This is a genomic window from Cupriavidus sp. UYPR2.512 (genome assembly GCF_000379565.1).
GTDB lineage: Bacteria > Pseudomonadota > Gammaproteobacteria > Burkholderiales > Burkholderiaceae > Cupriavidus.
In genome coordinates this window covers 1-12154 of record NZ_KB903215.1, presented here as the reverse complement: position 1 = coordinate 12154, position 12154 = coordinate 1, and the positions used below count along the sequence as shown (strand labels likewise).

Sequence of the window (12154 nt, the reverse complement as noted above, 5' to 3'; positions counted from 1 at the left end):
TCAATCGACAAAGGGCAAGCTCACATTGCACTTCTTGCCTGGCTACTCGCCCGACCTCAATCCAGACGAGTTGGTGTGGAGTCATACCAAGCGCACAGGTGTGGCACGCAGGCCTCTTCGTAAAGGTGAGGACCTGCAACAAAAGGTCAACGAACAGCTTCAAACCGTGGCGGAAAATCCGGCGCTTGTACGCTCATTCTTCCGCCATCCTTCTGTCGCATATATTTCTGACTGCTGAGTAATAGTATGATCATATATCAGCACCCGCGCCGATGGCTGCATCCGGCCAGGAAATGCCATACCCGATCTCGCGGTTGTGGAGAAACCGCCCTTCGCGGGCTGTGCCAGGCCGCCTGCCCATCCCGGACTGGATTTGTCGCGTGGGCTTCTGGCATCCTGACGGTCTGTCCTGATGTCCGGCCTGCCCGGACCACTGCCATGCCACTTTCCGACTGGACCCACGAAGCCATCCGCAAGATCGATGCGGATTTCAACCGTTCCGCCGACACCCACCTGATCCCGCTGGACCTGCCGGGCTACCCTGACATCCGCATCTATTTCAAGGACGAGTCCAGCCACCCGACCGGCAGCCTCAAGCACCGGCTGGCGCGGTCGCTGTTCCTGTACGCGCTGTGCAACGGCTGGCTGCATGAGGGCAGCACGGTGGTGGAGGCATCCAGCGGTTCGACGGCGATTTCCGAGGCCTACTTTGCGCGGCTGCTCGGGCTGCCGTTCGTGGCGGTGATCCCGGCGGGCACCTCGCGCGCCAAGATCGAGGCAATCGAGTTCTACGGCGGCCACTGCCACCTGGTGGACAGCCCGTCCGAGATCTATGCTGCCTCGCGCCGCATCGCGCAGGAGACGGGCGGGCATTTCATGGACCAGTTCACCTACGCCGAGCGCGCCACTGACTGGCGCGCCAACAACAATATCGCCGAGTCGATCTTCAGGCAGATGGCGCAGGAAGAGCATGCGGTGCCGGCCTGGCTGGTATCGAGCGGCGGCACCGGCGGCACCATCGCCACGCTGGGCCGCTATGTGGCCTACCGCCGCCACAAGACCCGCGTGCTGTGCGCGGACCCGGAGAATTCGGTGTTCTTTGACTACTTCCGCAGCTGCCTGGACGGCAAGCCGCAGCCGGACTTGTCCCTGGCGGAGGGCTCGCGCATTGAAGGCATCGGCCGGCCGCGCGTCGAGCATTCGTTCATCCCGACCTGCATGGACGCCATGCTGAAGGTGCCGGACGCGCTGTCGTTCGCGGCCATGCGCTACCTGGCCGGGCGCTTCGGGCGCCGCGTGGGCGGATCCACCGGCACCAATTTCGTCGGCGTGCTGTTTTTGGCCCGGCAGATGCGCGCGGCGGGGGAGGGCGGCGCCATCGTCAGCCTGCTGTGCGACAGCGGCGAGCGCTACGGCAACACCTATTACGACGATGCCTGGTACACCGCACAGGGCATTGACATCGAGGCGGCCGATGCGCTGGTGGCGCGCGCGGTCAATGGCGAGGCCGTGCTGACGCCGCAGGCGGTGGCGGGGCTGCAGTCGGCTGGCGCCGGCATTCCGGCGGGCGGCTGAAACCCGTCGCCGTGCCTTTCTGTCACAATGCCGGCGGCTGGCGCGCCGGCCATTGATTCAAAGGTGAATTCCCTATGCGTATCTTCGGCATCAGCATCCATATCATCGTCGCACTGTTCTTTGCGGTGCACGCGGTGCGCACGCACCAGAACATGTACTGGCTGTTGATCCTGTTCCTGTTCCCCGGGCTGGGCAGCGTGGTGTATTTCTTCGCAATCTACCTGCCCGGGCTGCGCCAGTCGCGCGGCGCGCGTGCGGCCACGCGTGCCATCACGCAACTGGTCGATCCGAACCGCGCGGTGCGCGAGGCCCGCTCTGACTTTGACCGCGCCCCGACGGTGGCGCACCGCATGCGCCTGGGCGCCGCGCTGCTGGCGGCCGGAGAGCCGTCGGAAGCGCTGCAGCACTACCACGCAGCGGCCAACGGACCGTTTGCGACCGATCCGGCGCTGCTGCAGGGACTGGCGCAGGCGCAGTTCGCCACCAGTGATGCGGCCGGCGCGCTGGCAACGCTGGAGAAGCTGTTTGCCGCCAATCCGCAGTCGCGCCAGCAGCCCGATCCGGCCTTGCTGTTTGCGCGCGCGCTGGCGGCCACCGGCGCGTCCGGCACGCGCGCCGCGTTCGAGCAGGCACTGACCAGCGCCAGCGATGCCGCGCCGCGCTGCCTCTTTGCCGACTGGCTCGCCGCGCAGCCCGATGCCGCCGACCGCGAACGCGCGCAGCAGCTCTATGCCGATATCGTCCACGACGCCCGCCACTGGCCGCGCCACGCCCGCGAACACAATCGCGAATGGCTGCAGCGCGCGCAGTCGGCGCTGGGCAAGTAATCCGCGTTTCCCTATCCATGCTGGAACGGGTGCTGAACGCCTTTCTCGACAACATGACCCTACTGAAACGAAAATCGATTGAAGCCGTGGCCTCGCGCCGTCCGGCACGTGGTACCCGCACCCGTGGCGAGGCGCCGGCACGCGAAGAAAAACGCATGACGCCGCGCTTTGCGCCGGTGACCTTCTCGGAAATGGAAGGGGTGCGCTACCTGCACTTCGGCACCGAGTGGGTGCAGGGCGCGATGCGCCTGCGCAAGCCCGATGCGATCGAGCTGGAATACGCGCAGCAGATGATGGCCTGGCTGCTGTTCCTGTCGCCGTCCGTTGAAGAATTCCACGTGGTGCAGCTTGGCCTGGGCGCCGCGGCGCTGACCAAGTTCTGCCATCGCCAGTTCAGCCGCGCGCGCGTGACCGCGGTGGAGCTGAACCCCGCGGTGATCATCGCCGGGCGCAGCATGTTCGGCCTGCGCGAGGACGACGCGCGCCTGACAGTGCGCGAGCAGGACGCCTGGGACTACGTCATGGACGGCACCCACGCCGGCGCCATCGACGTGCTGCAGGTGGACCTGTACGACGCCACCGCGCGCGGCCCGGTGCTGGACACCACCGCGTTCTACCGCGCCTGCCGCCGCACGCTGAAGGCGCCCGGGGTGATGACGATCAACCTGTTCGGCGACCACGACAGCTTCCCGAAGAACATCGAACGCATCTGCGATGCCTTCGACAACCGCGTGCTGGTGTTCCCGGAAGTGCATGATGGCAACATCATCGCGATGGCCTTCAACGGGCCGGATATCGATGTGTCGTGGGAAGCGCTGGAGGGGCGTGCCGACGTGGTGGAGAAGATCACCAGGCTGCCGGCGCGGGACTGGGTGAAGAAGCTTCGCGCGGCGAATGCGCGGCAGGAAGCGCGATTGAAGATCTGAGGAACGGCCGCTCTCCCGTTGCGCGGGAGAGCGGCAGCAGGCAGCCCCGCGCTTACTCCTTGTGGAAGAACTGCGCCAGCGACCACTCGTCGGTGCGCGCCTCGTACTTCAGTCCCTTCTTCATCGCCCACATCGACAGCTGGCTGTGCGACGGAATGATCGCGTGGTCGGCCAGCGCAAATTTGGCCGCGGCGCGGGCATTCTCCTCGCGCGCCTTGTCGCTGCTGACGGTGGTCAGCGACTTTTCGATCAGCTGGTCCAGTTGCGGGTTGCTGTACTTGCCCCAGTTCCAGGTGCCATAACCGGTCTTGGGGTTGGGCGTGCCGGTGATCGAGCGCAGTGCCACGTCAGCCGCGGCCGAGCCCCAGCCCAGCATCTGGAAGGCGAACTCGCCCTGGCGTGCGCGTGTGAAGTAGGCCGCCACCGGCATCGTCTCCACCTTGGTCTGGATGCCGATGCGCGTCAGCATGCTGGCGGTGGCCTGCGCTACCGCGGCGTCGTTCAGGTAGCGGTTGTTGGTGGCGTGCAGCGTCAGGCCGAAGCCGTCGGGGTAGCCTGCGGCCGCCAGCAGCTTCTTTGCGCCTTCCGGGTCATAGGCTTCAGGCCTGGTGCCCGGATGCCCGAAGATCTGCGGCGACACGATCGACGATGCCGGCACCGCCAGCCCTTCCATGATGCGGCTGACGATGGCGTCGCGGTTCAGCGACTTGCTGATTGCGGCGCGCACGCGCGCGTCCTTGAATGGGTTCTTGCCCAGCGGCTTGCCGGCCTTGTCGGTGACAAAGGGCGGGTTGTCGCGCGACTGGTCCATCTGCCAGAAGATGGTGCGCCACGACACCTGCTGCTCGATCTTGAACCTGGGGTTCTGCCTGAGCTTGGCCACGTCGGCCGAGGGAACGCTCTCGATCACGTCGACGTCGCCTGCCAGCAGCGCGGCGCTGCGCGCGCCGTTGTCGGTGATGATGCGGAACACGGCACGGTCCCACTCGGGCTTGGGGCCCCAGTAGTCGGGGTTGCGCTCCATCACGATTTCCTGCCCGCGCGCAAAGCGCACGAACTTGAACGGCCCGGTGCCGATCATCGCCTTGCCTGAGTCGAAGTCCGCCTGCGTCAGCGTGGCGGCGACCTTCTTCGGCATGATCGGCACGCTGTTCAGGTCGTTGGCCAGGTTGGCGTAATTGGGCACGCTCATGGTCAGGCGCACCGTCAGCGGGTCGGGCGTGTCGATGCGCGCGATCGGTTTGGTGTAGCTGGTGAACGAGCCCGGGCTGTTGGTGAGCTTCTCCGGGCGCTCCAGCGAGGCCTTGACGTCGTCGCTGGTAAAGGGCGAGCCGTCGTGCCACTTCACGTTGGGACGCAGCTTGATCTCCCAGGTGATGGCGTTGACCGGCTTCCACGACAACGCCAGGCCGGGGATGTAGCGCGCGTTCTTGTCCATGAACACCAGCGATTCGAACACATGCAGCGCGATGGCGTTGTTGGGGCCCGAGTTGTTCCAGTGCGGATCCATCGAGGTCACGTCGGCCGCCAGGCCGATGCGCAGGTCTTCGGCGTGGGCGGCACCCGCCGGCAGCAGTATGAAAGCGGCGCTGCCCAGCACCAGCGCGGTGGCGGCATGGAGCACGGCGCGGCGCGTGGGGTGAGCAAGGCGGCGGGACGGGCGTTGCGGCGGCAGGGCGTGGGTCGGTGTCATCTGGCTGGCTCCTCGTACAGGTCCGCGCGGGCGCGGCCGGGTTCTCAGGCGGGTTTGTCCCGCATTGTGCCGCTAAAGTGGCTTGGTTGCAGCCCTTGGCGCGGACTGCCAGGCCGATGCGGGGCGGCGCCGTTAGAATGGCGCCCATGTTTGCCAATTCCCGCACCATTGTCTCGGCCCAGGCCGATGTCCACGAACACCTGGCCGCGCGCGTCGCGCGCCACCTGGCCGAGCCGTTCCGCAAGCCCATCGGCGAAGCCAGCCGGCGCGAGCTCGGCGCGGCGCTGCAAAGCTGGCAGCAGGCCGGCGGCGCGCCGCTGATCCTGGATGCGGGCTGCGGCGTGGGCGAAAGCACGCTGCGGCTGGCGACGGCGTTCCCGGACCACTTCGTGATCGGCATCGACCAGTCCGAGAAGCGCCTGGCCGCCGGCAAGGACTGGTGGGGCGAGGCGCCGATGCCCGCCAACTTCTGCTGGGCGCGCGCCGACCTGGTCGATGCCTGGCGCCTGCTGCAGGCCGAGGCCGTGCCGGTGGCGCGCCACTACGTGCTGTACCCGAACCCGTGGCCCAAGATCGGCCACCTGGGGCGGCGCTGGCACGGGCATGCGGTGTTCCCGGCGCTGGCCGCCTGCGGCGACTACCTGGAGTGCCGCAGCAACTGGCGCATCTATATCGATGAGTTTGCCCAGGCGCTGGCGCTCGTCGGGCGCCCGGCGCAGGTAGAAGCGTGGCAGCCGGCCCAGCCGATGACGCCGTTCGAGCGCAAGTACGGGGCATCGGGCCATGGCTTGTGGCGCTGCGTCAGCGAGCGCAAGCCCGCCTGACCGGCTCGCCAATGAAAAACGGCCCGCGCATGCGGGCCGATTGCTTGCCTGGCGCAGCCGGGCGCGTCAGTGGAACAGCGGCTGCTGCGTCGGCGCGTCCTCGGGCAGTTCGGCATGCACGATCTCGCCGTTGCGGTCCGCGTACAGCGGCGTGCCGCAGTCCTCGCAGTATTCCGGATCGAACAGCGCGGCGTGGCGGAAGATGTCTTCCACGCCGGCGTTGCGCAGTTCCTCGCAGATCTGCTCGAGCGGGTTGCCCTTTTCGTCGGCATCGACCTCGCCGGCTTCGCGGCCGTAGACCGGCCACACAATGCCGTAGATCACATCCTTTTCGCCGCGCATGGTGAAGCCCACGCGGTATTCCTCGACCACTTCCTCGCCGAAGGCAGCCACCACGGCGGCCAGCTGGCCGGCGGAGATGTCGAGCGTGCCGCACAGGTAGTTGACAGCGGCGCGCACGGTCAGCGGGCGGATGCTCTTGTCGGACTCGCGGCAGGACAGGAAGAAGGCGTCGGGCAGCAGCAGCTCGAACTCGCAGCCCGGCAGCAGCAGCGCCACCGACGGCTGCACCTGGGTGCGCCATTGGTCGAGGCAGGTCGAGCGCTCGGCGTGGTGCTCCTTGGCGTCTTCCTGCCAGCGGAACAGCGCCTGCTCGTGCGGGGCCACCACCACGGCGAGCAGGTAGCGCGGATCGGCCAGGATCGGCGCGGTCTCGGGCAGGTCGCGCAGGTCGACCTTGGGTACCGTGCCGGCCAGGGCGGCCGCGGCCAGCTTGTGCGTCAGCGCAAAGGTGTCGCTGTGCGTGCGCGGCAGCTGGTCGATGCTGTAGAGGTAGGGCGACAGCGAGACCTTGGTGCCGGTAGCCAGCACATGTGCCTGCAGGTGCACCGCCAGCGTCTGCGCCAGCTCCGGCTTGAGCGCGCCGGAGGGAATGGCGTAGCGCGTGTGCGCCAGGATCGGGGCGGCGATCAGCAGCGCGTCATAGCGCTGGCCGTCGACCTCGATGGTGGCGGATTCGGCGAGCGTCTCGGCCTGCTCGGCCAGTACGTCGGAGGCGTCTGCATTGTGCTTGAACAGGTGTTCCAGCGCCGCGTCGAGCGCGGTCTGGCTCCCGTTCTTCAGCAGGCGGCCCAGGCGCTGCGAGAGCCGCCGTTCCCAGTACGCGTCCTCCATGCGGCTGCCCGAAGCATCGAGGGCGAGCGCATCGGCCACCAGACGCTCGGCGTCAGGGGAGAGTCGTGGGGAAGCCTTGGGGCGAAAACCTGCCATAGAAAGAAACCGTCCGTTTATGCGTAAAACGGTATTCTACTCGTTGCGTTGACACGCAGGCCGCTATATGCGTGCAGCCTGTGCACACGCGCCCGGGCGTGCGGCTTATTTCTGGGCCGGAGCGGCCGCGGCAGGGGCTGCGGGCGCGTGGCTCTCGACGCTGTGCGACTCGCCGGACATGGAAACGTCACCGCCGCCCTTGGTCAGCAGGTAGAGGGCCGCGCCGGCAACCACGACGAATGCGATAAGGATCTTAACCATGGTGTCTCCTGATTCTGGATGATGCCGGGCGGACCCGGCTTCCGGTCGTGCGACCGCTGTTCTTGTGGAACACAGTGTGGCAGCACTGGCTTGCGTGGAACTTACACGCGCGGGGCTTCGTTCGGGGTGATGCAACGGGCGCAGGACACCAATGAAAAACGCCGCCTGCCCGGGCCCCGCAACGGGGGCCAGGCAGGCGGCGTCAGCCTTGGCAGGCTGCAGGCGCCTCAGGTGGATCTCAGGCGGCCAGCAGCTGGCGCAGCACGAACGGCAGGATGCCGCCGTGGTTGTAGTAGTCGACCTCGATCGGCGTATCGATGCGCAGCAGCACCGGCACGCGCTGCACGTCGCCGTTGGCGCGGTGGATCACCAGCACCACGTCCTGCTGCGGCTTCAGGTCGCCCTCGATCCCTTCGATATCGAAGGTCTCGTTGCCGGTGATACCCAGCGTCTGCGCACTGTCGTTGCCCTTGAACTGCAGCGGCAGCACGCCCATGCCGACCAGGTTGGAACGGTGGATGCGCTCGAAGCTGCGTGCCACCACGGCCTTCACGCCCAGCAGCTGCGTGCCCTTGGCGGCCCAGTCGCGCGATGAGCCGGTGCCGTACTCTTCGCCGCCGAACACCACCGTGGGCGTGCCCTCGGCAACGTACTTCATGGCGGCATCGTAGATCGACATTTCGTCACCAGTGGGCTGGTGCAGCGTGATGCCGCCTTCCACGCGTGAGCCGTCGGCGCGGGGCGCAATCATCAGGTTCTTGATGCGCACGTTGGCGAAGGTGCCGCGCATCATGACTTCATGGTTGCCGCGGCGCGAACCGTAGCTGTTGAAGTCGGCCTTCAGCACGCCGTGCGACAGCAGGTACTTGCCAGCGGGCGAGGTGTCCTTGATCGAACCGGCCGGCGAGATGTGGTCGGTCGTCACCGAATCCCCGAAGATGCCCAGCGCACGCGCGCCGCGCACGCTGGCGCTGGTGGCGGCGGGCTGCATGCTGAAGTCCTGGAAGAAGGGCGGCTCGGCGATGTACGTCGACTTGGGCCAGTCGTACACCTGGCCCTTGGTGCCCTTGATGCCGGCCCACAGCTTGCTCGGCTTCTTGACCTGTTCGTAGTTGCCCTTGAAGGTCTTGGCATCCATGGCGTACTTCATCAGTGCGTGGATTTCTTCCGAGGTCGGCCAGATATCGCCCAGGTAGATGTCGCGGCCCTTCCTGCCCTTGCCCACGGGCTCGGTCATCAGGTCGCGCGTGACATTGCCGGCGATGGCGTAGGCCACCACCAGCGGCGGCGAGGCCAGGAAGTTGGCGCGGATGTTCGGGTGGATGCGGGCCTCGAAATTGCGGTTGCCCGACAGCACGGCAGCGGCAACGAGGTCGTTACTGGTAATGGCATCGTTGAGCTCGGGCGTCAGGTCGCCGGCGTTGCCGATGCAGGTGGTGCAGCCATAGGCGGTCACGCCGAAGCCCAGCTTTTCCAGGTAGGGCAGCAGGCCGGCGGCCTTCAGGTATTCCGTCACCACGCGGCTGCCCGGGGCCAGCGAGGTCTTGATGTGCGGCGCCACCGTCAGGCCGGCTTCCACGGCCTTCTTGGCCAGCAGGCCGGCGCCCAGCAGCACGCTCGGGTTGGACGTGTTCGTGCACGAGGTGATCGCGGCGATCAGCACGTCGCCGTTCTTGACTTCGATGCCATCGGTGGTGGTGTAGGCGCGGTCCAGGTCGGCCGCATCCTTGTTGAAGCCGTTCTCGGCCACCGGCTTGCTGAATAGCGAGGCGAAGGTGCTCTTGACGTTGCCGATCTCGATGCGGTCCTGCGGACGCTTCGGGCCCGCCAGCGACGGCGCCACGGTGCCCAGGTCCAGCGTCACCACCTTGCTGTAGTCGATCTCGCCGGCCTTGGGAATGCCGAACATCTTCTGTGCGCGGAAATAGCCCTCGAACGCGGCGATTTCTTCTTCGGTGCGGCCGGTGCCCTTGAAGTAGTCGATGGTCTTCTCGTCCACCGGGAAGAAGCCCATGGTGGCGCCGTATTCCGGCGCCATGTTGCCGATGGTGGCGCGGTCCGGCAGGGGCAGGCTGGCGGTGCCTTCGCCGAAGAACTCGACGAACTTGCCGACGACCTTTTCCTTGCGCAGCATCTCGGTGATGGTCAGCACCAGGTCGGTGGCGGTGACGCCTTCGCGCAGGCGGCCCTTCAGTTCCACGCCAACCACGTCCGGCGTCAGGAAATAGACCGGCTGGCCCAGCATGCCGGCCTCGGCCTCGATGCCGCCGACGCCCCAGCCCACCACGCCGATGCCGTTGATCATGGTGGTGTGGGAGTCAGTGCCGACCAGGGTGTCCGGGTAGTAGACGCCGTCTTTCCTGTGCACGCCACGGGCCAGGTATTCCAGGTTGACCTGGTGCACGATGCCGAAGCCCGGCTGCACCACGCCAAAGGTATCGAACGCCTGCATGCCCCACTTCATGAACTGGTAGCGCTCGTTGTTGCGCTGGAATTCCAGCTGCATGTTCAGGTCCAGCGCCTTCTTTTCGCGGAAATGGTCGACCTGCACCGAGTGGTCGACCACCAGGTCCACCGGCACCAGCGGCTCGATCTGCTTGGGGTTCTTGCCCATCTTTTCGGCGACGTTGCGCATCGCGGCCAGGTCGGCCAGCAGCGGCACGCCGGTAAAGTCCTGCAAGACCACGCGGGCCACCACGAAGGGAATCTCGTCGACGCGCTCGGCGTTCGGCTTCCAGTTGGCCAGTTGCCTGACGTGCTCTTCGGTGACCTTCTTGCCGTCACAGTTGCGCAGCACCGATTCCAGCACCACGCGGATCGACACCGGCAGGCGCCCGATTGCCACGTCCAGCTCCTCGCCCAACTGGGGCAGGGAGTAATACTGGCCCTTGCCGGAAGAGCCGATCTTGAATTCTTTTAGCGTGTTCTTGAGGTTGTGGGGCATTGCCGTACTCCGATCGAAGGATGATGCGATGGCATTTGGCTCGGACCTGAATCGAGACCCCGGTGCGCTGCCGCGGCATTTGACCGCGGTCCGAGGCCGGCAGCGCACTGCAACTGCATACTCTAACCGCCGCGCGGCTTTGGCGCCACCCGGCTCGGCATCCCGCCGGCCACAACAACGCCGGCTCGACAGCATGCCCGCCCGGCATTGACCGCCCGGCAAGGCAAAAAGGGCGCTGGCGGCCGGAATTCAGCGGCCGCCAGCGCCCCGGTACAAACTTACTGCTTGGGCGCGGCGGATTGCTGGGCGCTTTCCGGCACCTGCGTCGGGCCGCCCGGAGGCGTGACCAGCAGCGGGGTGGTGGCCGGGGCGCGCAGGCCACCGGCCTGGGTCGGGGCTGCGGCACCGGCCTGCATGGCGGCGCTCTGGCAGTCGTCGGCCAGGCGCTGGCCCAGGTTCTTGTTGAACAGCATGGCCTTGCTCGGGATCACCACCAGGTCCAGGCCGGTACGGGCGTCGTAGTAGCGGTCGGCGCCGGTCACCGTGGCCTGGCGCGGCAGCTTGTAGTCCCTGCCTTGCCAGTGCACGGTCAGGACCTCGTCGCGCAGCATGTCGCCGGCGATATACAGGTTGTTGCCCAGTTCACACTGCCATTTTTCGCCGTTCGGCGTGGCCGCGGCAGCAGCGCCGGCTGCGGCGGCGGTGCCGGCAGCGGCCTTCTTCTTGGTCGAAGCTTTCTTGGTGGTGGTCTTCTTGGCAGGTTCCTGCGCCATCACGGCGGTGGCGGTGGTCAGGCTGAATGCGCCGATGCAGGCGGCAAGGACAAGGTGTTTCATTTTGTGAGTGCCTTTCGGATACTGAAATCGATTTATGTTTCATTCGCCGCCCCCAAAATGGGCGGCGCCGGGACAATTTCCGCCGCTATTTTCTACGATTTGCCCAAGGCAGCGTAGTGCTCTGGTCTTTGGTTACATTATCGAAGGGGGCTAGTTGGCCCGGCTTCACTTGCGCTTGCCAATCGGCACGAACTTCAGGTTCTCCGGGCCGGTGTAGTTGGCGCTCGGGCGGATGATCTTGTTGTCGATGCGCTGCTCGATAACGTGCGCGGCCCAGCCGGAGGTACGCGCGATCACGAACAGCGGCGTGAACATCGCGGTCGGCACGCCCATCATGTGGTAGCTCACCGCGCTGAACCAGTCCAGGTTCGGGAACATCTTCTTGATGTCCCACATCACCGTTTCCAGGCGCTCGGCGATGTCGAACATCTTCATCGAGCCGGCGTCCTTCGACAGCTTCTTCGCCACTTCCTTGATCACCTGGTTGCGCGGGTCGCCGGTGGTGTACACCGGGTGGCCGAAGCCGATCACGACTTCCTTGTTCTCGACGCGGCGGGTGATGTCGGCCTGGGCCTCGTCCGGGTTGTCATAGCGCTTCTGGATCTCGAACGCGACTTCGTTGGCGCCGCCGTGCTTGGGGCCGCGCAGCGCGCCGATGGCGCCCGCGATCGACGAGTACATGTCCGAGCCCGTGCCGGCGATCACGCGGGCGGTGAAGGTCGAGGCGTTGAACTCGTGCTCGGCGTACAGGTTGAGCGAGGTGTTCATGGCGCGCTCCCACAGCGCCGACGGCTTCTCGCCGTGCAGCAGGTGCAGGAAGTGGCCACCGATGGACTCATCATCGGTTTCGACTTCGATGCGGCGGCCATTGTGGCTGTAGTGGTACCAGTACAGCAGCATCGAGCCCAGGCTGGCCATCAGGCGGTCGGCGATGTCGCGCGCGCCCGGGGTGTTGTGGTCTTCCTTCTCCGGCAGCACGGTGCCCAGCACCGACACGCC

At 66.4% G+C, this 12154-nt stretch carries 11 protein-coding genes; 5 read left to right on the top strand and 6 right to left on the bottom strand.

Translation table 11 applies throughout. The features are described 5' to 3' along the window. The 4 genes from A3A5_RS42830 to A3A5_RS0137350 form a co-directional block, all read left to right on the top strand. Positions 1-238 (top strand): transposase (locus tag A3A5_RS42830; RefSeq protein WP_198293212.1); only part of this gene is annotated, 238 nt, incomplete at its 5' end. Positions 239-438: 200 nt separating this feature from the next. Then, entirely contained in the window at positions 439-1575 is a 1137-nt protein-coding gene (locus A3A5_RS0137360; RefSeq protein WP_018315531.1) for a PLP-dependent cysteine synthase family protein, read from the top strand. 74 nt (positions 1576-1649) lie between these two features. Then, positions 1650-2402, top strand: coding sequence for a tetratricopeptide repeat protein (locus A3A5_RS0137355; protein WP_018315530.1), 753 nt, complete (start codon positions 1650-1652; stop codon positions 2400-2402). A 53-nt stretch (positions 2403-2455) separates the two neighbouring features. Next, positions 2456-3328, top strand: coding sequence for a hypothetical protein (locus tag A3A5_RS0137350; RefSeq protein ID WP_026201514.1), 873 nt, complete (start codon positions 2456-2458; stop codon positions 3326-3328). Positions 3329-3380: 52 nt separating this feature from the next. Here the strand turns inward: A3A5_RS0137350 and A3A5_RS0137345 are convergent, their stop codons facing one another. After that, positions 3381-5021: an ABC transporter substrate-binding protein gene (locus tag A3A5_RS0137345; protein WP_018315528.1), complete on the bottom strand. Its 1641-nt coding sequence runs from the start codon at positions 5019-5021 to the stop codon at positions 3381-3383. 137 nt (positions 5022-5158) lie between these two features. Between A3A5_RS0137345 and A3A5_RS0137340 the strand changes: the two genes are divergently transcribed. Further along, positions 5159-5845, top strand: coding sequence for a tRNA (guanosine(46)-N(7))-methyltransferase TrmB (locus A3A5_RS0137340; RefSeq protein ID WP_018315527.1), 687 nt, complete (start codon positions 5159-5161; stop codon positions 5843-5845). A 66-nt stretch (positions 5846-5911) separates the two neighbouring features. On the opposite strand, the gene A3A5_RS0137335 is transcribed toward A3A5_RS0137340, so the two are convergent. The 5 genes from A3A5_RS0137335 to prpC all read right to left on the bottom strand — a co-directional run. Beyond that, positions 5912-7114, bottom strand: a complete 1203-nt coding sequence (locus A3A5_RS0137335; RefSeq protein ID WP_026201513.1) for a DUF2863 family protein — start codon at positions 7112-7114, stop codon at positions 5912-5914. A gap of 105 nt (positions 7115-7219) precedes the next feature. Then, a complete protein-coding gene (locus A3A5_RS44295) occupies positions 7220-7375 on the bottom strand; it encodes a hypothetical protein (RefSeq protein WP_018315525.1) in 156 nt (51 codons plus the stop codon). 238 nt (positions 7376-7613) lie between these two features. Further along, positions 7614-10319, bottom strand: a complete 2706-nt coding sequence (gene acnA, locus A3A5_RS0137325; protein WP_018315524.1) for an aconitate hydratase AcnA — start codon at positions 10317-10319, stop codon at positions 7614-7616. Positions 10320-10597: 278 nt separating this feature from the next. Beyond that, a complete protein-coding gene (locus A3A5_RS0137320; protein ID WP_018315523.1) occupies positions 10598-11155 on the bottom strand; it encodes a hypothetical protein in 558 nt (185 codons plus the stop codon). Between the two features lie 165 nt (positions 11156-11320). After that, the coding region (gene prpC, locus A3A5_RS0137315; RefSeq protein ID WP_018315522.1) for a 2-methylcitrate synthase at positions 11321-12154 on the bottom strand (834 nt) is incomplete at its 5' end.